Genomic DNA, 23591 nt, shown 5'->3' on the forward strand with positions numbered 1-23591 from the left:
GGCACCGCCTTCGGTGATGGTCAGGCTGCCCAGCGCATCGGCACTCGGGGTGCCCGCACCGGCCACAAACTTGGCCTCATCAGCCCCATCCACATCGGTCACAGTCAGGCTGCCGGTCTCGGTCAGGGTCGGGGTGGTTTCATCTTCCACCACGCCGCCGGTGTCATTGCCGCTGATCACCGCGCTGTCGTTCACACCGGTGATGGTGATGGTGACGGTGTGCTCGGTGCCATCCAGGCTCTTGACCACAAAGGTCTCGACCTTGGTTTCACCCTGACCCAGGTACTGCACGTCGCCGTTGGCCACGTTATAAGTCCAGGCACCGCCTTCGGTGATGGTCAGGCTGCCCAGCGCGCCATTGCTGGCCACGCCGTTGCCGGCCACAAACTTGGCCTCGTCGGCACCGTCCACGTCGATCACGCTCAGGCTGCCAGTCTCGGTCAGGGTCGGGGTGGTTTCGTCTTCGGTAACCGCACCAGTGTCAGCACCGCTGATCACCGCGCTGTCATTGACGCCGGTAATGGTGATGGTGACGGTGTGCTCGGTGCCATCCAGGCTCTTGACCACAAAGGTCTCGACCTTGGTTTCACCCTGCCCCAGGTACTGCACGTCGCCGTTGGCCACGCTATAAGTCCACTCACCGCCTTCGGTGATGGTCAGGCTGCCCAGCGCACCATTGCTGGCCACGCCGTTGCCGGCCACAAACTTGGCCTCATCCGCCCCGTCCACGTCGGTCACGGTCAGGCTGCCGGTCTCGGTCAGCGTCGGCGTGGTTTCGTCTTCGGTAACCGCACCAGTGTCAGCACCGCTGATCACCGCGCTGTCATTGACGCCGGTAATGGTGATGGTGACGGTGTGCTCGGTGCCATCCAGGCTCTTGACCACAAAGGTCTCGACCTTGGTTTCACCCTGCCCCAGGTACTGCACGTCGCCGTTGGCCACGTTATAAGTCCACTCACCGCCTTCGGTGATGGTCAGGCTGCCCAGCGCATCGGCGCTCGGGGTGCCGTTGCCGGCCACGAACTTGGCCTCGTCGGCGCCGTCCACGTCGGTCACGCTAAGGCTGCCGGTCTCGGTCAGGGTCGGGGTGGTTTCATCTTCAGTCACGGCGCCAGTATCGGCTCCGGCAATGATGGCGGCATCATTGACCGGAGTGACAGTTCCGGTCACGCCGCCAGTGGCGCTGTGCAAACCATCTGTGATTGTGTATTCGAACGAAATATTGCCATTGAAATCAGGGGATGGCGTAAAGACCAGCTGGCCGTTGGTCAGGGTGACGGAACCATTGCCAATTGCCACCGAGCCGCCTTCGGCAATGGCCTGGCCATTGACGGCGGTGATGCTGAGGCTATCGCCATCCAGGTCGGAGTCGTTGCCGAGCACGTTGATGGTGACTGTCCCGTCCTCTTCCACGGTGAACTGGTCGTCCCCTGGCACAGGCGCGGCATTCACCACGCTGTTGTCGGTTCCCTTGGGTGAAGTGTTGCCCACCGGGTCGGTCAGGGTGGCATCCACAGTGATGGGGCCATTGACCGGCAGATCCGTAGTGGGGATGGTCAGGGTGACCTGGGTACGGCCGATATCGTCAGTCGTCAGAATTCTGCTGGAGTCGGGCACGCCATCACCGTTCCAGTCCACATCGAGACGATCGCCAGCCTTGGCATCGCCCGGCAGCCGGATGATGACATCTACCCCGTTTTCACGCTCGTTGGCTGAGATGACGTTGTCCGCACCGTCCTGGATCTCCCCCAGAGGAGCAGAGGGGGCTGTGCTGTCCACGCTGCCATCATCGGTGGCTGTGGCTGTGTTGCCGGCAGGATCGGTGACATTGGCGGTGACCGTATAGGAGCCGTCCGCCAGCGGTGTGGTAACATCCACGCTGAAGGTGCCATCCGGATTGACGGTCGTGGTCAGGGTCTGTTGATTGCCATTGGCATCCGTGACCAGCAGGGTCACTGTGCTGCCTGCGGGGGCATCAGTGGTACCGGTCAGGGTCGGGGTCGTGTCGTTGGTATTGTCAGGGGCGGAGACTGTGATCACCGGTGGCACCAAGTCGATCAGCTGATCTTCCTCACCCGCGAACGCATCGCCAATCACGCCAGTGTCGGCCTGGGTGGCGGTATCAAAGCCCGCCGCCGCTATGGTGGCATCGCCGATGCGATCTATGGTGACGAAACCACCATTGCCGCTGGCACCCGCCACGCCGCCGATATTGCCACCGCCTGCGGCAGGAGCACCGCCGGCCGCCGCCGCTTCAAATGCCTTGGTCGGATCGGTGCCACCCAGAATGGCCTGTTGCAGGGCCGCTATGTCATCGGGATTGCCGGCAGGCACATCCTGATTCTGGGCCAGCAAGGGCGCCTGAGACGTTTCATCCTCAGCCTGCTGCTCGTTGGTCGGGCTCAGGGTGAAAGTCTGGTTGCCGCCGTTGAAGCTGGCGCCTTCAGGAGTGATCAGCACCGCATCCTTGGGCAGGACATCGCCTTCAGCAAGTGGCTTCTGGCTGCCATCTGCAGCGACCAAATAGATTTTGCCTTTCAACTGGGTAACGACGACGTCCTGATCCAATGCGATATTGTGGCTGCTCATGTTCTCTCCTGAATCTCTATTGGCATGCAATATTCCACCGTCTAATGTGCCCGTGAACGGCGCCAGAAACCAGTTAGAAAATTCGAATGGATAGACTGATTTGAAGCTGGATCGGCCGGTTAAACAGAAGGGTCAATGACGGGGAAAGGAATTAATAAAATCAAGATGATCAATGTGTTGCATTTTGATGACGGGAGCACATCGCTGTGCTCCCGTCCGGGTCATGATCAGGCACCCGCCCACAACAGGATGGCGAGCAACTGGGGGGAGATGATCCGCAGGAACATCACCAGGGGGTAGACGGTGGCGTACGACAAGGCGCTGGCGCCACTGGTGGGATGCATGCCGTTGGCAAACGCCAGGGCGGGAGGATCCGTCATGGAACCGGCCAGCAATCCGCACAGGGTGAGATAGTTCATCTTGCCATACAGGCGGGCCAGCACACCGACCACCAGCAGCGGGATCAGGGTGATTGCCATACCGTACATCATCCAGGCCGGGCCATCACCGTTGATCAGGGTGTCGATGAAACCGGCACCTGACTTGAAGCCCACCACGGCCAGAAACAGCACTATGCCGATCTCCCGCAGCGCCAGGTTGGCGCTCGGCGGCATGAACCAATAGAGCTTGCCGATGCTGCCGATCCGCGACAGGATCAGCGCCACCACCAGGGGGCCGCCCGCCAGACCCAGCTTGAGTGCCGCCGGGAACCCGGGCAGATAGAAGGGGATGGAGCCGAGCAGCACGCCCAGACCTATGCCAATGAACACCGGCAGCATCTGCACCTGCTGCAGCTTCTGCTGCACGTTGCCCACCACATTGGTCACCGCCTCTATGGCGTCGAGTCGACCCACCAGGTTGAGGATGTCACCAAACTGCAGGCTGGTCTGGCTGGTCGGCACCAGCTCGATGCCGGCCCGGTTGAGGCGCGAGATCACCACATCGTACTTCTGCTTGATGTCGAGATCGCGGATCTTCTTGCCGAGCACCTGCTCGTTGGTCACCACCACCCGCTCCACCCGCAGATCTGTGCCGCGGGTCGAGAGCGAGGTCTCCACCTCCTCCCCCAACACCAGCAACACCTTGTGCAGCGCGTGCCGCTCACCCACCAGGTGCAACAGGTCGCCGAGTTCGATGCGCGAGTCCGGCCGCGGCACCATCAGCTCCTCGCCACGCTTGAGGCGGGAACAGATGACATCGGCTTCGTCCAGGCTCGGGATCTCCCCCAGCATCAGGCCGTGCATGTTGGGGTTGCGCACCGCTATGTTGATGGTCTGCAGGCTCTCCTTGGTCTTGCCGGCCTGTTGCTCGAACTGGGCTGCTTCTTCGTCGATCTTGATGCGAAAAAACATGCGAATGAGCCACATGGTGAGCAGGATGCCACAGATGCCGAACGGATAGGCGACGGCATAGCCCATGCCCATCAAGCCGGTTGAACCGGGCACGGCCCCCAGCTCGGCCAGGATCTGCTGACCCGCACCGAGGGAAGGCGTGTTGGTCACGGCGCCGGAGAAGACCCCCAGGATCACCGGCAGCGGCACGTCAAACAGTTGATGCAGCGCCGCCGCGACCGCGCAGCCAAGCAACACCAGCAGGGCGGCGAAACCGTTCAGCTTGAGGCCGGAACTGCGCAGGGAGGAGAAGAAGCCGGGACCGACCTGGATGCCTATGGTGTAGACAAACAGGATAAGCCCGAACTCCTGAATGAAGTGCAGGGTCTGTTCATCCAATGCGAGACCCGAGAGGCCGGCGAAGTGGCCCACTATGATGCCACCGAACAGCACACCTCCGATCCCCAAGCCAACGCCATAGACTCGCCAGTTTCCCAGCCAGAGCCCCAGCACTGCCACCAGCGACAACATGCTGATGGAAAGCGCGATATCACTCATTTCGTGCATCCTTTGCGAATTGAACTGTCCCTAGCTTGTCAGCAAACGCCGACGCCAACTGTGTGATACCGCACGAATTTATCCTTTTGAGCGGCAATAAATACCAATTAAGGGCTAGTCAGGCGACATAACCATAAATGGCCATAAAGTGACAAACACTGCCGCCCAGTACAAACAGATGCCAGATGGCGTGGTTATAGGGGATGCGCTTGGCCACATAGAAGATGACCCCCAGGCTGTAGATGAGACCACCGAGCCCGAGCAGCAGCAAGCCTTCCCCCTCCAGATGGATGTAAAGCTGATAGATGACCACCAGCGACAACCAGCCCAGCATCAGATAGGTAAACAGCGACAGCTTCTTGAAGCGGTTGATGAAGAGCAGCTTGAACACCACCCCTGCCAGCGCCAGCCCCCAGATCACCACCATCAGCCCCTGGGCCAGCGGGGTATCGAGCGCCACCAACAGGAAGGGGGTATAGGTACCGGCGATCAGCAGATAGATGGCGCAGTGATCAAACACCTTGCACCAGCGCCTCGCGGCCCCTTCCGCCATGCTGTGATACAGGGTCGAGGCGAGATAGAGCAGCACCAGGCTGCCGCCATAGAGGCTGTAGCTGATGAGCGCCTGGGTGCCCTGCTCCCAGCCCTTGTTCAACAACAGGATCAACCCCAGGATCCCGAACACCAGCCCCAAGCCGTGGCTGAGGCGATTGGCCAACTCCTCGCGGGGAGAATAATCCGTCACACTGCTCATTGCATACTCCTGCCCAAACTGGGCTCACTCTAGCCGCCGTCATTTCAGAGTACAAGTGTTAGCTTAAAGAGGATGGTATCTGATTTGGCCAGCGCTCATGGCTGTCACCCGTTTGCCTTTGGTGTATGCTCTGCGGCCGATGCCCACCTAGCTGCTGCCGCCACGGCTGCTCACCACACAGTGACTCCCTGGCAACCCGGTCTGGAGAACCTGATGAAGTTGACTGAACTGTTTGCACTACCGGATCCGGCCTTCGGCCAGGCCGTGACGGCCCTGCTGGAGACCTTCCACCACTCGGATGACAGTCAGGCCCCCTACCAGCGCGACCACTTCACCCACCAGCTCGATCAATCCTGCATGCCGGCCATCGGCATCTCCATGGATGACTACCTGGCCCGGCTGGCCAGCCTGGTGCCCGGCGCTTCCCATCTCACCTCGCCACGCTACATGGGCCACATGACGGCGCCACTGCCGGCCTTTACCGCCGAGCTGTCACGCCTGCTGGTGATGCTCAACCAGAATCCGATGAAGATGGAGTCCTCCCGCCTGCTCAGCTTTCTGGAGCGGGAGGTGCTGGCCAAGCTGCACCGCCTCATCTATCGCGCCGACGACGCCTTCTATGACGAGCAGATGCATGCCAAGGATGCCGCCCTCGGCGTCATGACCAGCGGCGGCACCATAGCCAACGTCACCGCCCTCTGGCTGGCGCGCAACCGTGCCTGTGGCGACAACCTGTTCGCCCTCTATGAGCAGGGCTATCGCGGCGCCGTGATCCTGGGCTCGCGGCTGATGCACTACTCCTTCGACAAGGGGATGGATCTGCTGGGGCTGGGCGCGCACAGCGTCTGGCGCCTCGCGACCGACGACCAGAACCGGCTCGACATGGCGGCGCTGGAACAGGCTCTTGCCCAGTGCAAGGAGCAGAAGCTCAAGGTGCTGGCGCTGGTCGGGGTAGCCGGCAGTACCGATTTTGGCTCCATCGATCCCCTGCCCGAGCTGGCGGCCATCGCGGCCCGCGAGCAGATCCACTTCCACGTGGACGCCGCCTGGGGCGGCCCGACCCTGTTTTCGCCCCGCTATCAGGGGCTGCTTGCAGGGATTGAACTGGCCGATACCGTGACCCTGGATGGTCACAAGCAACTGCTGGTGCCGCTCGGTACCGGCATGCTGCTCTGCCGCCAGCCGGATCTCATGATGACGGTCAAGCGGGAGGCACCCTACGCCATCCGTGCCAGCTCCTTTGATCAGGGCCGCTTCACCCTGGAGGGCACCCGCCCCGCCAATGCGCTCTATCTGGATGCGGCCTTCCAGCTGTTTGGCCAGCAGGGTTACGCCCGGCTTATCGAGGTCAACTACGACAGAGCCCGCCTGATGGCCGCGCTCATCAATGCCGACCCCGCCTTCGAACTGATGTCGGCCCCTGTGATGAACCTGCTCTCCTACCGCTGCATTCCCCCCCATCTGCAGGGCAAGGCGCCGGACGAGGCGGCCAACGACCAGATCAACGCATTCAACGTCGCATTGCAGAAAGCCCAGCGAGCCGAGGGGCACAGCTTTGTCTCCCGCACCCAGCGGGCGGTAGGGCGCTACTGTGCCCAGCCGCTCACCCTGCTGCGCGCCGTGCTGCTCAATCCGCTCATCGAAGAGCGGCATATTCGCGAGCTGCTGGCGGACCAAAAGCGGTTGGGTGACCAGATTTCCCGCCGGCTGTTCGGCTAGGCAGGCGACAGGGAACTGGACGCCAAATGGGCGGTCTTATTCATTTGCCGTTGTCTACCTTGCAGGTAGACTGGACAAAATTTTGCGGTCTTTTTTGAGGGCTATGAGCCAGACATGAAGCAATTTATTGAATTTATTCCACTTATCGTTTTCTTTGCGGTCTACAAGTTCTACGACATCTACACGGCCACCGGCGCCCTGGTGGTCGTGACCGGTCTGCAGCTCATCTACAGCTGGGTGCGTTATCGCAAGGTCGAGAAGATGCAGCTGTTTACCTTCCTGCTGGTCGGTTTCTTCGGCGGCCTCACCGTCTTCTTCCACGACGACACCTTCATCAAGTGGAAAGTCACAGTGATCAACGTGCTGTTCGCACTGGGCCTGCTCATCAGCCGCTACGGCTTTGGCAAGAACCTGATCAAGCAGATGCTGGGCAAGGAGCTGCAGGCACCGGATGCCATCTGGGATAGAGTCAATCTGGCCTGGGTCGGCTTCTTTACCGCCTGTGGCCTGCTCAACCTCTACGTGGCCTTCAACCTGCCGCAGGAGATGTGGGTCAACTTCAAGGTGTTCGGCTTGCTTGGCATGACGCTGGTGTTTACCCTGCTGAGCGGTGTCTATCTCTACCGCCACCTGCCCGCCGAGCAGAAAGGCGAGCTGAAAAAATAACCGCCATCAGAAAAGGATCCTCTCATGTGGTATCTCATCTACGCCGAAGATGTTCCCAACAGTCTGCCGCTGCGCAAGCAGGTGCGCCCAGCTCATCTGGCCAGGCTGCAGGCCTTGCAGGATGAAGGCCGGCTGCTGACCGCCGGCCCCAACCCGGCCATCGATGCCGACGATCCCGCCGATGCGGGCTTCACCGGCAGCACAGTCATCGCCGAGTTTGCCAGTCAGGCCGATGCCAAGGCCTGGGCCGATGCCGACCCCTATGTGGCGGCCGGTGTCTACGCCAGGGTGACCATCAAGCCGTTCAAGAAAGTGTTCTGAGTCAGCCACAGACTGGGCAGGCTCCAAGAATGCAGAAGGCCGGACAATGTCCGGCCTTCTTATTGGGATTCGCGCTACAAGAGACGCAGATCAGGCCTGTGCCACAAACCAGGGGTTGAGGATGTCCGGCTTGTTGTAGACCAGGGGTGACCCATCGAGCTGGGTCACGCTGCCTCCGGCCCCTTCCAGCACAGCCTGCGCCGCAGCGGTATCCCATTCGCAGGTGGGGGCGAGGCGCGGATAGAGCTCGGCGCCCCCTTCGGCAATGATGCAAAACTTGAGAGAGCTGCCCATGGAGACCAGCTCAATCTCGCCCCGCGCTATGTCACCAAAGCGCGCCAGGTAATCCAGGGTAGCCTGGGACAGGTGATTGCGGCTGCCCACCACCCGCCAGGGCGCCCCTTCCTGATGAGGCAAGGTCTGGATGGCTTCACGCTTGCCATCGGCCACACGCCAGGCCCCGACCTCCCTGCCGCCATACCAGAGCCGGTCCAGCACGGGGGCATAGACCAGACCCCACAGCGGCTTGCCATCCTCAATCAGCGCGATATTGACGGTGAACTCGCCGTTACGGGAGACAAACTCCTTGGTACCGTCGAGCGGGTCCACCAGCCAGTAGCGTGACCAGCCATGGCGCAACCCCATCACCTCGGGACCGGACTCCTCCGACAACACAGGAATATCGGGGGTGAGCCCTGCCAGCGCCTGCACTATCACCTCATGCGCCCCCTTGTCGGCTGCGGTCAGCGGGCTCTCGTCACCCTTGTACTCCACCGTAAAGGGCTGGCTGTAGATGGCCATGATGGTGTCACCGGCGGCGCGGGCTATGGGCTCCAGCTCGGAAATTGCGGGAAAAAACATAGAAAAGACATCCTGGTCAAATGGTTAGCACAGTGTACCCATTTTGAATGAGGGAGGCTTATAGCCGTTTGCTCTGACTTATAAAGTGTCATAAATGACAGACAAAAAGTGGCGTAACTCGGCTAATTCTCAATAGCTATTCCACACAACACAAGGACGTGACGCCATGAACTACAAGACCCTGACCGCCACCCTGCTGCTGAGCTGCCTGCCCCTGTTGAGCCAGCCTCTGCTGGCCGCCGACAAGCCGGCTGCCAAGCCAGCCACCACAGTCACCACCGCGAAGGAGAGCGGCAAGGTGAACCTGAATACGGCGAATATCAATGAGTTAACTGCCCTCAAGGGGATCGGCGAGAAGAAGGCCCAGGCCATCGTCGATTTTCGCGAGAAGCAGGGCAAGTTCACCACGGTCGAACAACTTGCCGATGTCAGCGGCATAGGGCCGGCAACCCTGGAAGCAAATCGGGACATGATCATCGTCAAGTAACCGCTTTGGACCTCCCCATCATGAGGGCAGCCTGTGGCTGCCCTATTTTTCTTCGGGTATCATGAGCCCACTTTGTATCTCTGGACTCTCTCCATGAAAAAGACACCGCTCGTTGTACGCAAGGCCGTTCTTCCTGTTGCCGGTTTGGGCACCCGCATGCTGCCCGCCACCAAGGCCATCCCGAAAGAGATGCTGCCGGTGGTCGACAAGCCGCTGATCCAATATGTGGTGCGCGAAGCCATCGCCGCCGGCATCAAGGAGATCATCCTGGTGACGCACTCGAGCAAGAACTCCATCGAGAACCACTTCGACAAGAGCTTCGAGCTGGAAGCGACCCTGGAAAAGCGGGTCAAGCGACAGCTGCTGGAAGAGGTACAACACATCTGTCCCAAAGACGTCACCATAATGCACGTCCGTCAGGGCGAAGCCAAAGGTCTGGGTCATGCCGTGCTATGTGCCCGCCCGCTGATCGGCGACAACCCGTTTGCGGTCCTGCTGCCTGACGTGCTGATCGATGAAGTGGCCAGCAACCTCAAGCAGGACAACCTGGCCGAGATGGTGCACATGTTCGAAGAGGATCACATCAGCCAGATCATGGTGGAAGCCGTCCCCGAGAGCGAAGTGGACAAATACGGCATCGCCGACATCAAGGGCGAGGCCCTGAGCGAAGGCATGTCCCTGCCGATGCAGGCCATCGTCGAGAAGCCGCCCCGTGACGAAGCCCCTTCCAACCTGGCCGTGGTCGGCCGTTACGTGCTCTCCTCCAACATCTGGCCACTGCTGGAGAAGACGCCGGCCGGTGCCGGCGACGAGATCCAGCTGACCGACGCCATCGCCATGCTGATGGAGCAGGAGCAGGTCAACGCCTACTTCATGAAGGGTCGCAGTCACGACTGCGGCAGCAAGATGGGTTATATGAAAGCCAACGTGGAATATGCCGTGCGCCACCCGGAACTGAACGGTGAATTCATTGCGTGGCTGAAACAGTTCGTCAAACAGTTGTAATAGCTGAATATTTAACCTGTTAATAGAATTATATACTGGGCATCATTCGATGCCCTTTTTCATTTTATAAACAAATATTCAACCATTGATAGATAAAATATCGCTAAATCATAATATTGTAATTTAATCACGCTTGTTCTATAAGGATTAAGGCTTGTTCCTAGCCCTTGCATAAAATTCCTAAAAAAATATAAGACACAGGTGGAAGTTCCAATGAATAATCCGTCCAAAGGGACCTTTTTAGGTCACCCTAAAGGGCTTTTTTTGCTCTTTAGTACCGAACTGTGGGAGAGATTCTCCTATTACGGCATGCGTGCCGTGCTCGTCCTCTATCTGACTGACATGACTGCCAACGGCGGCATGGGCTGGACTCAGGCCGACGCCCTCAAGCTGTACGGCATCTATACCGGTCTGGTCTACATCACCCCCATCATAGGTGGCTGGCTGGCGGATACCTTCCTCGGCCAACGCCGTGCGATCCTGATCGGTGCCATCTTCATGGCCGCGGGTCAATTCACCCTGGCCCTGCCGCACGCCATGTTCCCGGAGATGGTCAACAACGTCTTCTACGCGGGCCTGGCCCTGTTGATCCTGGGTAACGGTCTGTTCAAACCGAACATCTCCACCATGGTGGGTGACCTGTACAAGGAAGGTGACCACCGTCGTGACGGTGCCTTCACCATCTTCTACATGGGCATCAACCTGGGCTCCCTGCTGGCCGGCGTGATCTGTGGCGCCGCCGCGACTGCCTACGGCTGGCAAGCCGCCTTCGTCAGCGCCGGTATCGGCATGCTGCTCTCCCTGGTAGTGCAGGCCACCATGGCCCAGCGTTTCCTGGGTGACATAGGTCGTGTACCGGCCGCCCAGCGCGCCGCCGAGCAACGCTCCAAGGAGCAGAAGGCGCCGCTGACCAAGCAGGAAGTGGATCGCATCAAGGTCATCCTGGTACTGGGTCTGTTCACCATCATCTTCTGGGCTGGCTTCGAGCAGGCCGGTGGTCTGATGAACCTGTACGCGCAGGAATATACCGACCGCATGATCGGCAGCTTCGAAGTGCCGACCGCCTGGTTCCAGTCCCTGAACCCCTTCTTCATCATCACGCTCGCCCCCATAGTCGCGGCCATCTGGATCAAGCTCGGCAGCAAAGAGCCGAACTCCCCGGTGAAGTTCGCCATGGGTCTGCTGTTCCTGGCCGTGGGCTTCCTGTTCATGATCGGTGCCGTGCTGGAGCAAGGTGGCGATCAGGCCGTCAAGACCTCCATGTTCTGGCTGGTCGGTGCCTATCTGTTCCACACCCTGGGTGAGCTCTGCCTCTCTCCGATCGGTCTCTCCATGGTGACCAAGCTGGCTCCGCTGCGTCTGGCCTCCCTGATGATGGGTGCCTGGTTCGGCTTCGTTGCCCTGGCCAACTACATCGCCGGCTTCGTCGGCTCCTTCGTCGGCGAGTCCGGTGCCATCGCCATCTTCGGCGGCATCGCCATCGCCGCCGTGATCAGCGCCCTGATCCTGCTGACCATGGCCAACCGCCTGGTCTACTGGATGCACGGTGCCGAAGGTCCGGCCAAAGAGCCGGAAGAGCACGACAAGAAACTGCAGTCTGCCACCGTCTAACCGGTTCGGATTGTGATGAACAAACAGGGCGCCCAATGGGCGCCCTGTTTGTTTCTGTCTGTGGCGGATCTGCCTCAGTGGTGGCGTACCTGCACATGGAGGGCGCTGCCGCTGTCGCTGCGAAACTGCAGGTCAAACGGCTCGTGCCAGCTGCGCTTGTGCAGCGCGTAGTGGCTGCTGCGCAGCAAACCGAGCGGCAGGCCGCCGGAGCGCATCAACCAGTGCGGTGAGGTGAGCCCGGCATTGGCAAACACCAGACCATCTTCCTGATCGAACAGCAGGGCGGCCATGGCGAAGGAGTGGCGCAGGCCGGATTCGATGAGCTGCAGATTGAGGTAGTCGAGCAGCCGGTGCGGCTGGGTCAGCAGCAGGCTCTCCTTGTGCTGAAACTGGCGATAGGGAGCATTCATCAGGGAACGCACCAGGGCGCCGCAGAAGGCGGCATCCACCCCGAGGACCGGCAGCTCCATCACCAGCACCAGCAGCTTGTCGTCCAGCTTGAAGGTGTCCGGAATGAACAGGTTGCCCATCCCCTCGAACGTCACCTGCCAGGGGCCCCACTCCTGCAGGCCGGGTGGCCTCAACCAGGCCAGCAGACGGGTGGCCGCCTTGTCGTGATCGCGAAAGAAGTCGATGTGATCCATCAGCTCCAGTTGCTGCCCGTGACCATAGTTGGCCGCCAGACACTGATCTATGCTGCGGCGCACCTGACCGAAGTCCGAGACCGGCTTGATCAGAAAATCGCAGGCACCGGCGCGCAACGCCCGCTCGACCGCCTCCATCTTGCTCTGCCCGGAGATGACGATGACGGGGATATGGGGATAGCGGGCAGACAGGCAGGCGATGACCTCATGCCCATCCATGTTGGGCATGTTCAGGTCACACAGCACTATATCGGGGTGGTAGAGCGCAGCGGCAGAGAGGCCTTCAATCCCGTCCTCGGCCTGAAACACGCACGCCCCGTCATGCTCGAGATAAGTTACCAGCGAGTGGCGAAAAACCGCTTCATCTTCCACCACCAGGATCCGTAGTCCGGCTTTTGACATCTTGACAAAGCTCTTATTAGTCAATTAGTTATTTGAGTATTAAGCCTAGACCATAAGGGGCGGGCTTGACCAATCAGATGATTGCATAATCGTAATGGCGGGTATGCCATATGGCTATTCTGGCAGCCAACTGTTTGAAAAAGAGCGGGTAATGCCGCCCGCACGGCGCAATGATCCCGGCGAGAATGTTGGTCTTTTAGCCAGCCAGCAACCCCAAAAAAGGCGCCATGCCAGTACGCATGCCCGGCTCATTTCACGCCCGCTATTGCCACCAGGGTGGAACCAAACCTCATTCCCGCACCACAAACAGGCCTGCCGGCCCCCTGCCCGAGCGGCACAATTGTATGAGACCCCGCCATGGGGGATAATGCCCTCCACTCCAGATCGTGAAGAGCACCATGACACCAGCCGAATACAGCGCCCTCGCCCATCCCAGATTGTCCCATCCGGCTCGCAGCCTCTATACCCTGCAGCTGCGCAGACTGGTGCAGGAAAATCAGCTGGCCCGGCTCAACTATCCCGAACTTGGGCGAGCCTTGGCGGTGGTCGATCCCGGCGACCCCAGCGGTTTCTGTTTTCAGGTCAACGCCCGCCAACTGACCGAGCTGTTCGACGAGCTGATGGAGGCCGGGCTGCTGCAGGTCGAGGCGCAGGCCGACAGTGAGCACTACCATCAGTGCCCGTTCCTGCTGCCGCTGCTGACCCAGAAGGTGCGCAGTCCGCTGCCGGAGCGCCCCTTCCAGATGCACCTGCAGTGGCGCCCGGATGAGGAGCTGCCCGCCCTCGCCCGCCTGTGCGGGGTGATAGATGCCAGCTACAACGAAGAGGATCTGGGGGAGTTCATCGCCTACTGGCTGGGCCGCCCCGAGGTGTTCGACTCCCAGCATCAGTGGATGCTCAAGTTCATTCGTGCCCTCAAGACCCGTCGCTACGTCCGTCGCCAGCCGATGGAGGCGAAAGGTTACCAGCAGGTCACGTCAGCCCCTGCAGACTCAGGCCCGAGCAAGCGGGCGCAGCAGATGATAGAAGAGGCCAAACGGCTGGCCCAAGTGCAGACCCAGGAACAGGCGCCGCAGCAGGAACCGGATAATGATTGATAGCGGCCCCCGCCTGCAGGCAAAATCAGTGCCTTGCCCCCCCATCCCTGACCCAGCAGAAGGAGCATTCCATGACTGACCCGCAAGATCCCCTGCGCCAGGAGCTGGAAGAGATCGAAGCCAAGCGAAAAAGAATCGCCAAGGCCAAACAGGACCACAGGGTGCACGACACCGAACTGAGCCAGCACGTGGGCGGCCTGCTTGAACGCATTCGCCGCCTGCAGGCCCAGACAGGTGGCAGCCAGTACGACTACGAGACCCTGCGCAAGGAGTACGACGCCAAGGCCAACGCCGAGGTGCGCGAGCTGCAGAAGGCGGCCCGCCAGGAGCGGATCCAGAAGCTGATCGCCCAGGCCGACCTCAACCCGGACTGGGTATTCGAGAAGATGGATGCCACCGATCCGGCGCTGCAATACCCCATGGAGACGGCTCGCTACTTCATCAGCGGCTTCGAGCACTGGGAGAAAAGCGGCGGCGGCTGCATGCTGATCTATGGCGACTACGGCACCGGCAAGTCCACCCTGGCGGGCGCCGTGGCCCACGAGCTGATCGAACGTCACCAGAAATCGGTGATCTTCCAGCAGTGGGCCTCCATAGTGGACCGCCTCTTCTTCAACGTGATCCAGGATCAGGAGGAGCGCAACCAGTACCGCCGCGCACTGGAAGAGGTCGACCTGCTGATCATCGACGAGGTGTCGGCCAACCGCGCCAAGATGGCGGAGAGCCAGTCCAGCTTCCTCGGCCACCTGCTGCGCCGCCGGCGCAACCTGTCGAAAAGCGTCATCATCATCACCAACCACAGCCCGCAGAGCCTGCATCAGGCCATCGGCGACTTCAGCTTCGAGGCGATCAAGGCGTTCAATCCGGTGGATATCCACCTGAGCGGTCCCAGCCGTCGTCCCAACATAGGCCACTACAACGGCTGATCCTGTGCGAGCCCGGGCCACCCGCCCGCGGCTCGCCGCATTTCCCCTGCTCACCCCTTCAAATAAAAACAACTCTCATTTACAGCGCTGCGCCAACCCTCTAGGCTACCCCTTTCATCACAGGGAGCAGCACAATGCCAACCACACTCATCTTCGGAGCCAGCCGCGGGCTGGGCCGCGCCTTCACCGAACACGCCCTGCGCCAGGGCCACAGGGTCGTGGCCCTGGTCCGTAACCCTGAGATGGCCGCCGAGCTGCGCGCATTGGGAGTCGAGGTGGTTGAGGGAGACGCCCTCGACCATCAGGCCGTCGCGCAGGCTTGCTCACTCGCAGGTGACGAGGCCGGGGTGATCTCGACCCTCGGCAGCTTCCGCCAGCCGGCCCCCGTCGATTATCAAGGCAACCGCCAGGTGATCGATCAGATGGAGCTGGCCGGGCTCAAACGCCTGCTGCTGGTCACCTCGCTGGGTTGCGGCGACAGCTGGCAATACCTGCCCGAGCGGGCCAGGGCCGCCTTCGGTCACGAGGTACGCTTGAAGAGTCTGGCGGAGAGCTGGCTGCAGACCAGCGCGCTGACCTGGACCATAGTTCGCCCGGCCGGCTTGCAGGATGGCGAGGCCACAGGACTGGCCGTGTTGAGCCAGGGGAGCGAGGTGCACGGCCTGGTGCGCCGTGCCGATGTGGCGGGCCATGGGTTGCAGCTGCTGAACGATGAGCGGGCAATGGGGCAGATCTACGCCATCGGCGATCCCACCCTCAGCCGGGGGTGAGCAATCCGGATAACAAAACGGTCAGCCCTGGGGCTGACCGTTTTACTGTCTGATGTCGTCTAGCTGGCAGAGGGGCCAGGCTCAGTTGCCGTCTCCGCAGCCACCCCGCCCGACGCGACCGCCTCGTCTACAAGCGACCGCTGGCGCCAGCGCAGCAGCAGGCAAGCCAGAGCGCCATAAAGCAGGGCCAGCCCCCACAACTGCCACCAGTAGCGGGAAACCTGGGCAAACTCGGCCCCCATCTGGTTGAGGCGCAAGAAGCCCTCGATGGCCGGGGTGCTCGGCACCCACTGGGCCAGCCAGTTGAGGGGGGTCGGGATCAGCTCCAGCGGCCAGATGAAGCCCGCCAGGAAGACCAGCGGCATGGAGGAGAGCAATACCACCTGGGTCGGCAGATCCCGGCGGGTAAACAGGGCCCCCAGCACTATGCCAAGCCAGGTGGTTGCCAGCAGGAACGGCAGGGTGAACAGCCACAGTTCGGCCGGCTCGGCGGTGCGCACTATGTTGTAGTGATCGAAACAGAAGCCGAAGAAGTAGGTCACCGGCAGCACGAACAGCCCGCCCACCACCAGGGTTCTGGCCAGCAGCAGGGCAAGCACGGGGGCGCTCTGCCAATAGCCAGACTCCCCGCGACCGCTGCGCTGATTCTGGGTTGCCCCCAGGATCCCGGTGCCCATCAGCAGCACCTGATGCAGGATCAGCACGAACACGGCGGGCACCACGTAGTTCACATAGCCCATGGTGGGGTTGAACACCGGCAGCACATTGAGTCCGACCGAGTTCCAGCCCATGGCCGCCTGCGGCAGCGCCTCGCCCTGACTGAGCAGACGCGTGACCTTGATCTGGGCCGCCAGGCTGCCACCCGCCAGCGCCAGCCCCTCGGCTATGGTGCCGTAGACCAGGAAGTAGGAGGCATCACCGGCATAGCTCAGGGTGACGCTCCTGCCCTGCATCAGATCTCGATAGAAGTGGCGGGGAATGTGCAGTATGCCGCTCCCCTGCCCCGCCATCAGCAGCTGGCGCGCCTCTTCCAGGCTGTTGGCCCGTGCCACCAGTTTCACCTGCGGGGTGGCATCGGCCATGAACTCCAGCTGACGGGATAGCTGACTGCCATCCTCATTGACCACCACCACAGGCTCTTCCCTGGGCAGTTGCTGCAGGTAGGGCTGCGGGTAGAGGAAGGAGTAGAAGAAGACGCCACCAAACAGGGTCAGCATGATGGCCCGATCGGCCAGCAGGGTGCGCAGCTCCAGCCGCAGCAGATCCCAAAAACCTAGCATGACATCCACTCCTTCCACTGCCCGGCAGCAGAGCACGGTTCGAGCCGTATCAAACCCCAAAAACCTAACATTAGGCAGGCTCCTTATCGGCAGCTTGGCGCGCCAGCTCGGCCTGCTGCTGGTAACGACGAACAACCAGCAACAAGGGCAGCAGGAACAGCAGCAAGGCGCCGAGCTGGGGCAGGGCCGCAGCGAACGGCTGGCCGTAGTTGGTCTGCCCTATCTGCAGCTCCACATAATGGGAGATGGGCAGCAGGCTGCGCCAGAACTGGGCGAAGTCCCCCATGGCACTGACCGGAAAGGTCACGCCCATGAAGGCAAAGCCCGGTGCCGTATAGGCGCCCGCCAGCGACAGGGCGCGGGCCGGATCCCGGATGACGCCGTAGAAGAAGGCCCCCATGCTGACGCAGGCGGCCGAAGCCAGCCCCAGTCCCAGTGTCAGCACCAGCCAGCTGCCTTGCATCGGATAGCCAAACGCCTTGAACAGCATCAGGCTCCACGCCAGACCCCAGGCCCACCCAATCAGCACATGAGGCAGCAAAGTGCGCCAGAGGCCGAACCAGACCCCTTGGCTGGTCCAGTCCAGCCCCAGCCGATCGGTACGGGCCAGGGCGTTGATCCCATAGAGCACCACCAGGATCTGCCACACCGCCGGCAACAGGGCACTCAGCAGGAACTGGGCATAGCTGGAGTTGATGTTGTAGAGCGCAGTCACCTGATTGCTGATGGGCACGGATTGCCCCAGGGCGCCGGACATGACCTTGCCATCGGCCATGGCGGCCAGTACGCCCACCTGGCCGTTGAGGGTCCCCACCACCTGGGACAAGGCCGAGTTGACCAGCTTGGCGATCAGGATGAACTGGCTGTTGTTGAACACAGTCACCTTGGGCTGGGTACCCTGACGGGCATCCCGCTCCAGATGGTGAGGGATCACCACCAGGGCATAGATGTCTCCCCCGCGCAGGGCGCGTGCCCCCTCGTCGATGGAGTCGAACTGGCCGGCAAGGCGCAGACCGGCAGAACCGTCCAGCGAGAACGCCAGCTGACGGGAGAGGACGCTCTGATCCAGATCCACCAGACCGACGTTGAGATCCCGGGCCAGCCCGGCCGAGAAGATCCAGCAGAGGGTTCCCATCAACAGCAAGGGAACCCAGCTCATCAGGGCACGACCGAACGGATCCTGCCACAACAGCCGCCATTCACATCTCATCAGAGTTCGACCAGCACACTCATGCCGACTCGCAGACCGTCAACCGGTTGCAAGGGGCGCGCCTCCACCTGGAAGCTCTTCATGTCGAAGCCCTGACGGGTATCCGTGGCACGCCAGGTGGCAAAATCCCCCATCACGGCCACGTGGGTCACCTTGAAACGCACCGTCTGCTCACCCAGGCCCGGAATGGTGGCATCGAACTCAGTGCCCAGCGCGAAGCGGGGCAGCAGATCTTCACGCACATGGAACTGGGCCCAGGCATCCTGCATGTCGAGCAGGGTCACCACAGGGAAGCCCTGTGGCGCCAGCTCACCGCTGCGCAGCAGCACCTGGGACACCTCCCCCGCGTGCGGGCTGGCGATGCGGGTATCGGCCAGATAGGCCTCCACTTCCGCCACCGAGCCCGCCGCCATGTTGGCCTGCTCACGCGCCGCCACCTTGGTCTCTTCCCGCGCCCCTTCCAGGGTCATCTGGTATTGCTGCCAGGCCATGCCTTCGCTGTACTTGGCTGCCTGCCAGGCAGTCCAGGCCTCATCCCGTTTCTGCAACGGCATCACGCCATCCCGGTGCAGGCTGGCGATGCGCTCATAGGTCTTGGCCCGTAGCAGGGCTGCCGCCTTGGCCTTTTGCCACTGATCCTTGGCACCCGCGATCTGCTGGGCACGCGCGCCCTTCTCCGCTTCCTCGGCCATGGCCCCGGCCGCAGCCTGACCCGCCTTGGCCTGGCTCAGCTTGGCCTCGATCTCGGGACTGGCCAGGGTGAACACCAGCTGATCCCGGGCCAGCTGGTCGCCCTTCTTCACCAGCACCTCGTCGATGCGGCCCGCCACCTTGGAGGAGACCGAATACTGCTGCGCCTCAACCTGGCCCTGCAGGCGCACCGGCTCGGGCTGATAGGCGAGCCAGAAACGCCAGCCCAGCCAGATCACCAGCAGGACCAGCGCCAGTGGCAGCAGCAGCGGCTTGGCCTGGCTCATCTTCTTCTTGATGGGGGGATGACTCATGCATTCACCTCGACAAACGGGCGACCCTTGGCGGTCGAAACAGACATGGAAAACGGGACAGACAGGGCCGCGATCATGAATTCACCTCGATCGCCTGACCATGCTGATATTGATTGAAACTGTTCATCTGACCGGAGAGTGCCAACAGGCGCGCCAGCGAGATCACATATTGATAGGCGGCAGCGGCACGCTGGGTCTTGACCCCGGCCAGCTGGTTCTGGGCATCCACCACATCCAGCGAGGTGGAGAGCCCCTGCCCGAATGCCTTGTCCCGCAGCAGCACGTTCTCCTCGGCCAGCGCCTGAGTGGAGGAGAGAGACTGGTACTCTTCCAGCCCCTGCGCCGCCTCGCGCCAGGTCTTCTCGACCAGCAGCTCCAGATCCTCGCGGGTCTTGGCCTGCAGCAGATTGACCTGCAGCTCGGCGCTCTTGGCCGCTTGTACCGTCTCGGAGCGGCCGTCGCGGCTCACCAGCGGCATGCTGACGCCGACCCCGACCACCCAGTCAGGGGTGATCTTCGCGGCCAGGGTATCTCGTTCGTAGAGGTTGTAATTGCCGAACATGAAGAGCTCGGGTGCATATTTGCCCTTCTCGGCCCGGATCATCGCCTTCGCCTGCTCACGCTTGGCGATCAGCATCTTGAGACCCGGGTGCACCGTCAGCGTCTCCTCGACGAAGGCCGCCAAGGGGGGTACATCGTCATTGATAAACAGCTGGGTAGCCGGTTCGGCTCCCTTGAGCTTGATCATGCGATCCAGCGCCAGCTCGGCTATCTCCAGGCTGCGGCGGGACTTCTGGGTATCGATGCGCGCCCTGTCATAGGCAGACTGGGCCGACAGCCGCTCGACCTTGGCGATCTGGCCCTGAGCTTCCAGCTTCCTAGCATGATCCAGATGGCGGGCCAGCCCCTGCTCTATCTCCTGCTTGGTCTGCACCACCTGCGCCGCCAGCACCACGCCGAAATAGGTCTGGGACAGGCTCTCGAAGCTGGCTTGCTGCTTGATGGCCAGCAGCTCCTTGGCTTCATCCACCTGTGCGGACCGAATATCCTGCATCGCATCGATCCGCCCCCCGACAAACAGAGGCCAGAGCATTCTGACTGAACTGGTGACGCGATTTTGCTCGGTCAGCGACGAAGCCAGCCATTTGGAGTCGATCCCCATCTGCCCCAGAATGGCGCCCAATGCGGGAGAGTTTTCCAGCTTGTCGTCCAGCCCCATCAGATCCGGCTTGGAAATGCGCGCATAATCCGCCCCCAGACTGATGTCGGGCAGATACATGGCCTTGGCCGCCTCGCGCAACTGTTGCGCCCGATCCACACCGGCCTGTTCCGCCGCCAGCCCGTCATCCTGCTGGATGACCCGGCTCCAGGCCTCGCCGAAGCTGACGGTCTGCGCCTGGGCAGAGCCCAGCACGGCACCCAGCAGACACGGGTAGAGAGATTTGATGAACCTTGACGTCATACATCCCCAATCTGTTTGTAATAAAATTGTTTGGAGCCTTTGCTCGATTCAAGCTCGCTATCATAGCGCAAACCCCAACCGGATGGGGACAGGCAAATCGTCGAGTCCCTCGCTCATTTGACCCCGTAAACTCACCCCGACAATATGCCTGATTTTCAAGCACTCCTGAATTTGCAAGCCTTGGCTCGACGTTTTTTTCAGAAAAAAATGGCTGACGCTCAAATACTAACCTTTTCTCCTGACTAAAAAATGCGTAATATACGCCGCCCTAAGCCGATGGTAACCGTGGAATGCAGATAGGTCCCCACACGCTTGAAACTCCCTTGATTGTGGCTCCCATGGCCGGTGTAACAGACCGACCATTTCGTGAACTTTGTTTGCGATTGGGCGCTGGCATGGCCGTTTCCGAGATGCTGCTGGCCAACCCGGATGTCTGGGATACCCAGAAAACCAGGATGAGAATGGATCACTCTGCAGAAGGTGGCTTGCGATCGGTCCAGATTGCCGGAGCCGACCCCGAGATGATGGCGTTTGCCGCCCGCTACAACGTGGAGCAGGGCGCTCAGATCGTCGACATCAACATGGGTTGTCCAGCAAAAAAAGTGAACAAGAAGTTGGCAGGTTCCGCCCTGCTGCGTCATCCCGATCTGGTCAGAACCATCTGCCGGGCCGTGGTGGATGCAGTCAAGGTGCCTGTTACCTTGAAGATCCGCACAGGATGGGATCCGGATAACCGCAATGGCGAGGAGATCGCCCGAATCGCCGAAGATTGCGGTATCGCGGCCCTCGCCGTGCATGGTCGTACCCGTGCCTGCCTCTACCGGGGTCACGCTGAGTACGACACGATTAAGGCGATTAAGCAGGCCGTATCGATTCCTGTTGTCGCCAATGGCGACATAGACAGCCCGGAGAAGGCCCGGTATGTCCTCGACTATACCGGCGTTGATGCCGTGATGATCGGCCGTGCAGCGCAAGGACGACCCTGGATTTTCCGGGAAATCCGTCATTTTCTTGAAACGGGTACCAAGCTGCCGCCTCCTGAAAGGGAAGAGGTTCGCACCCTGATGAACGAGCATGTAACCAACCTGCACCAGTTTTATGGTGCATATCTGGGAGCGCGCATTGCCCGTAAACACGTGGGCTGGTATCTGGATGAAGAAGAGACGGGCCGAGAATTCCGTAAGCACTTCAATGCCCTGGATTGTGCAGACGCACAACTAGAGGCACTCGAAGCGTATTTCGATGGATTAGGTTAACGCATAACTAAAGAGCCGACCGAATATGTTCGAACAAACCCTGACTTCTGATGCATTGGTAACAACTACTCACAATCACGCTGCCGAGCCGACCCAGCGCCCCCTGCGTGACTCTGTGCAACAGGCCCTGCGTAACTACCTGGCCCAGTTGAACGGTCAGGAAGTGATTGATCTGTACGATATGGTCCTCTCCGAAGTCGAAGCTCCCATGCTGGACGTGATCATGCAATACACCCGCGGTAACCAAACCCGCGCCGCAGTGATGATGGGCATCAACCGTGGCACCCTGCGCAAGAAACTCAAGCGCTACGGCATGAACTGATCTCGATCAGACCTGCAGCAGTGCAGACGAAGGCGTATTCCAGCGATGGGATACGCCTTTTTCTATGCCCGGTTGTCTCTAATGGCAGAGTCTCACTCCGTGGCCAACTTGATGCCCAGCCCCACGAACAGCCCCCCCATCAGACGGTTGAGCCAAAGGCCCAGCGGGGCCGGCAAACGTACCTTGCGGCTTGCATAGGCGGTTGAAAATGCCAGCAGATGACACCAGATCATGCCGTTGAAATTGAAGATGCAGCCCAGCAGGATGAAGGCCAGCGCCTTCTGCGGCGCATCGGGGGCAATAAACTGGGGCACGAAGGCGAGGAAGAAGAGCGCTACCTTGGGATTGAGCACATTGGTCAGCAATCCCTGCCGATAGATCCGGCCATAAGAGAGCACAGGCAACGCCACAGCTGCATTGGTGGCGGAAGAAGCCTTGGTGCCTTGCCAGAACATGGAAAGCCCCAGGTAGACCAGATAGAGCGCCCCCATCAACTTGATGACGGCGAACAGCTCGGCCGAGGCGCTCAGCACAGCCGACAACCCCAGTGCAGCCGCCAGCACATGCACCATGGTGCCCGTCCCAATCCCCAGCGCCGCCACTGAACCCGCCCGCCAACCCTGAGAGCCGCTGCGCAGCATGATGAGCAGGGAATCCGGCCCGGGCATCATGTTCAACAGCAAACCAGACACGATAAACAACGCCAGATCGTGGATCCCCAACATACACGGCTCCTTGCTCGTGAAAGAGACAGTCTATGGATCCCGCGTCTATTGTCATCCCCCATCGCAGCAATAGTGATTATCAACGAAGGGAATAGCAGAGAAGCCTGGTGCACATTAGTCCGAGTTGGAACCCAAGGTTGAGAGGATATTGAGCAGAACCCACATCCCAGCCTTCGTTAGCGCCAGCAAACGACATGGTCGGGGATATATCACGCTGGATGGCGCAGCCATCCGGAACAATGCGGGGGAGAAATGAACAGCTGAGGGGGTCAGAAGGAAAGCATCACCTAGCTATTGCAACCCGACGCTTGAATATCAGGCAATAAAAAAGCCCGCTCATCTGAGCGGGCTTTCAATGTTGGGTGCCTGGCAGTGTCCTACTCTCGCATGGCGAATGCCACACTACCATCGGCGCTACCGCGTTTCACTTCTGAGTTCGGCATGGGATCAGGTGGTTCCACGGCGCTATGGCCGCCAGGCAAATTCTTCAATCCAGAAAGCTGACGTGAGTAACGACTGATTGGCTATTGCCTGGTCGCTATCACTGAATTTGTAAGTAGTCTCGCACTTGCTACAAGTCTCAGAACACTT

The 23591-nt window shown here is 60.7% G+C and carries 21 protein-coding genes and 1 rRNA gene; 11 read left to right on the forward strand and 11 right to left on the reverse strand.

What is annotated here, in order from left to right; all coding sequences use genetic code 11:
* The 3 genes from ACM3N8_RS22105 to trhA all read right to left on the reverse strand — a co-directional run.
* On the reverse strand, positions 1 to 2589 hold a 2589-nt coding region (locus ACM3N8_RS22105; RefSeq protein ID WP_416016600.1), incomplete at its 3' end, for a retention module-containing protein.
* A gap of 227 nt (positions 2590 to 2816) precedes the next feature.
* Positions 2817 to 4478, reverse strand: coding sequence for a putative transporter (locus ACM3N8_RS22110; RefSeq protein ID WP_098982529.1), 1662 nt, complete (start codon positions 4476 to 4478; stop codon positions 2817 to 2819).
* Between the two features lie 118 nt (positions 4479 to 4596).
* A complete protein-coding gene (gene trhA / locus ACM3N8_RS22115; protein WP_043135324.1) occupies positions 4597 to 5232 on the reverse strand; it encodes a PAQR family membrane homeostasis protein TrhA in 636 nt (211 codons plus the stop codon).
* Positions 5233 to 5445: 213 nt separating this feature from the next.
* Here trhA and ACM3N8_RS22120 point away from each other — a divergent pair, with 213 nt between their 5' ends.
* The 3 genes from ACM3N8_RS22120 (at position 5446) to ACM3N8_RS22130 (ending at position 7938) form a co-directional block, all read left to right on the forward strand.
* Complete coding sequence (locus tag ACM3N8_RS22120) at positions 5446 to 6951, forward strand: pyridoxal-dependent decarboxylase (protein WP_290019790.1); 1506 nt, start codon at positions 5446 to 5448, stop codon at positions 6949 to 6951.
* Between the two features lie 114 nt (positions 6952 to 7065).
* Positions 7066 to 7617 (forward strand): septation protein A, encoded by a 552-nt coding sequence (locus ACM3N8_RS22125; protein WP_042866146.1) that lies wholly within the window; start codon positions 7066 to 7068, stop codon positions 7615 to 7617.
* Between the two features lie 24 nt (positions 7618 to 7641).
* Positions 7642 to 7938, forward strand: coding sequence for a YciI family protein (locus ACM3N8_RS22130; RefSeq protein WP_043135321.1), 297 nt, complete (start codon positions 7642 to 7644; stop codon positions 7936 to 7938).
* A 90-nt stretch (positions 7939 to 8028) separates the two neighbouring features.
* Here ACM3N8_RS22130 and cysQ read toward each other — a convergent pair whose 3' ends face one another.
* Positions 8029 to 8799: a 3'(2'),5'-bisphosphate nucleotidase CysQ gene (cysQ, locus tag ACM3N8_RS22135; RefSeq protein WP_416016601.1), complete on the reverse strand. Its 771-nt coding sequence runs from the start codon at positions 8797 to 8799 to the stop codon at positions 8029 to 8031.
* A 166-nt stretch (positions 8800 to 8965) separates the two neighbouring features.
* Here cysQ and ACM3N8_RS22140 point away from each other — a divergent pair, with 166 nt between their 5' ends.
* The 3 genes from ACM3N8_RS22140 (at position 8966) to ACM3N8_RS22150 (ending at position 11902) form a co-directional block, all read left to right on the forward strand.
* Positions 8966 to 9286 (forward strand): ComEA family DNA-binding protein, encoded by a 321-nt coding sequence (locus tag ACM3N8_RS22140; RefSeq protein ID WP_042866149.1) that lies wholly within the window; start codon positions 8966 to 8968, stop codon positions 9284 to 9286.
* A 93-nt stretch (positions 9287 to 9379) separates the two neighbouring features.
* The gene (gene galU, locus ACM3N8_RS22145) at positions 9380 to 10291 is read left to right on the forward strand and encodes a UTP--glucose-1-phosphate uridylyltransferase GalU (RefSeq protein ID WP_043135330.1); all 912 of its coding nucleotides are present in this window, start codon (positions 9380 to 9382) and stop codon (positions 10289 to 10291) included.
* A gap of 213 nt (positions 10292 to 10504) precedes the next feature.
* On the forward strand, positions 10505 to 11902 hold the full coding sequence (locus ACM3N8_RS22150) for a peptide MFS transporter (RefSeq protein ID WP_042866150.1): 1398 nt from the start codon (positions 10505 to 10507) through the stop codon (positions 11900 to 11902).
* 74 nt (positions 11903 to 11976) lie between these two features.
* Here the strand turns inward: ACM3N8_RS22150 and ACM3N8_RS22155 are convergent, their stop codons facing one another.
* On the reverse strand, positions 11977 to 12948 hold the full coding sequence (locus ACM3N8_RS22155) for a response regulator (RefSeq protein WP_043554002.1): 972 nt from the start codon (positions 12946 to 12948) through the stop codon (positions 11977 to 11979).
* Between the two features lie 398 nt (positions 12949 to 13346).
* Here ACM3N8_RS22155 and ACM3N8_RS22160 point away from each other — a divergent pair, with 398 nt between their 5' ends.
* From ACM3N8_RS22160 to ACM3N8_RS22170, 3 genes are all read left to right on the forward strand, one after another.
* Positions 13347 to 14045 carry a DnaT-like ssDNA-binding domain-containing protein gene (locus ACM3N8_RS22160; RefSeq protein ID WP_274452570.1) on the forward strand — a complete coding sequence of 233 codons (699 nt, stop codon included), beginning with the start codon at positions 13347 to 13349 and terminating at the stop codon, positions 14043 to 14045.
* A 71-nt stretch (positions 14046 to 14116) separates the two neighbouring features.
* Positions 14117 to 14971: a DnaA ATPase domain-containing protein gene (locus ACM3N8_RS22165; RefSeq protein ID WP_042866153.1), complete on the forward strand. Its 855-nt coding sequence runs from the start codon at positions 14117 to 14119 to the stop codon at positions 14969 to 14971.
* 134 nt (positions 14972 to 15105) lie between these two features.
* Positions 15106 to 15741 carry an SDR family oxidoreductase gene (locus ACM3N8_RS22170; RefSeq protein ID WP_290019787.1) on the forward strand — a complete coding sequence of 212 codons (636 nt, stop codon included), beginning with the start codon at positions 15106 to 15108 and terminating at the stop codon, positions 15739 to 15741.
* A 59-nt stretch (positions 15742 to 15800) separates the two neighbouring features.
* On the opposite strand, the gene ACM3N8_RS22175 is transcribed toward ACM3N8_RS22170, so the two are convergent.
* From ACM3N8_RS22175 to ACM3N8_RS22190, 4 genes are all read right to left on the reverse strand, one after another.
* Positions 15801 to 17021: an ABC transporter permease gene (locus ACM3N8_RS22175; RefSeq protein WP_290019786.1), complete on the reverse strand. Its 1221-nt coding sequence runs from the start codon at positions 17019 to 17021 to the stop codon at positions 15801 to 15803.
* A gap of 70 nt (positions 17022 to 17091) precedes the next feature.
* Positions 17092 to 18231: an ABC transporter permease gene (locus tag ACM3N8_RS22180; protein ID WP_290019785.1), complete on the reverse strand. Its 1140-nt coding sequence runs from the start codon at positions 18229 to 18231 to the stop codon at positions 17092 to 17094.
* Complete coding sequence (locus ACM3N8_RS22185; RefSeq protein WP_084213951.1) at positions 18231 to 19235, reverse strand: HlyD family secretion protein; 1005 nt, start codon at positions 19233 to 19235, stop codon at positions 18231 to 18233. Before ACM3N8_RS22185 ends, ACM3N8_RS22180 begins: the two co-directional genes overlap by 1 nt.
* Before the next feature lie 73 nt (positions 19236 to 19308).
* The gene (locus ACM3N8_RS22190; RefSeq protein ID WP_172955282.1) at positions 19309 to 20697 is read right to left on the reverse strand and encodes a TolC family protein; all 1389 of its coding nucleotides are present in this window, start codon (positions 20695 to 20697) and stop codon (positions 19309 to 19311) included.
* Positions 20698 to 20987: 290 nt separating this feature from the next.
* Between ACM3N8_RS22190 and dusB the strand changes: the two genes are divergently transcribed.
* Both dusB and fis read left to right on the forward strand, forming a co-directional pair.
* A complete protein-coding gene (gene dusB / locus ACM3N8_RS22195; protein ID WP_043135312.1) occupies positions 20988 to 21953 on the forward strand; it encodes a tRNA dihydrouridine synthase DusB in 966 nt (321 codons plus the stop codon).
* 25 nt (positions 21954 to 21978) lie between these two features.
* Positions 21979 to 22275, forward strand: coding sequence for a DNA-binding transcriptional regulator Fis (fis, locus tag ACM3N8_RS22200; RefSeq protein ID WP_005309538.1), 297 nt, complete (start codon positions 21979 to 21981; stop codon positions 22273 to 22275).
* A gap of 92 nt (positions 22276 to 22367) precedes the next feature.
* Here the strand turns inward: fis and ACM3N8_RS22205 are convergent, their stop codons facing one another.
* Both ACM3N8_RS22205 and rrf read right to left on the reverse strand, forming a co-directional pair.
* The gene (locus ACM3N8_RS22205; protein WP_290019777.1) at positions 22368 to 23000 is read right to left on the reverse strand and encodes a LysE family translocator; all 633 of its coding nucleotides are present in this window, start codon (positions 22998 to 23000) and stop codon (positions 22368 to 22370) included.
* Between the two features lie 364 nt (positions 23001 to 23364).
* A 5S ribosomal RNA gene (rrf, locus tag ACM3N8_RS22210) occupies positions 23365 to 23479 on the reverse strand.
* Positions 23480 to 23591 lie beyond the last annotated feature (112 nt).

Origin of the sequence: Aeromonas sp. A04 (genome assembly GCF_047780465.1) — a bacterium.
Classification (GTDB): domain Bacteria; phylum Pseudomonadota; class Gammaproteobacteria; order Enterobacterales; family Aeromonadaceae; genus Aeromonas; species Aeromonas bestiarum.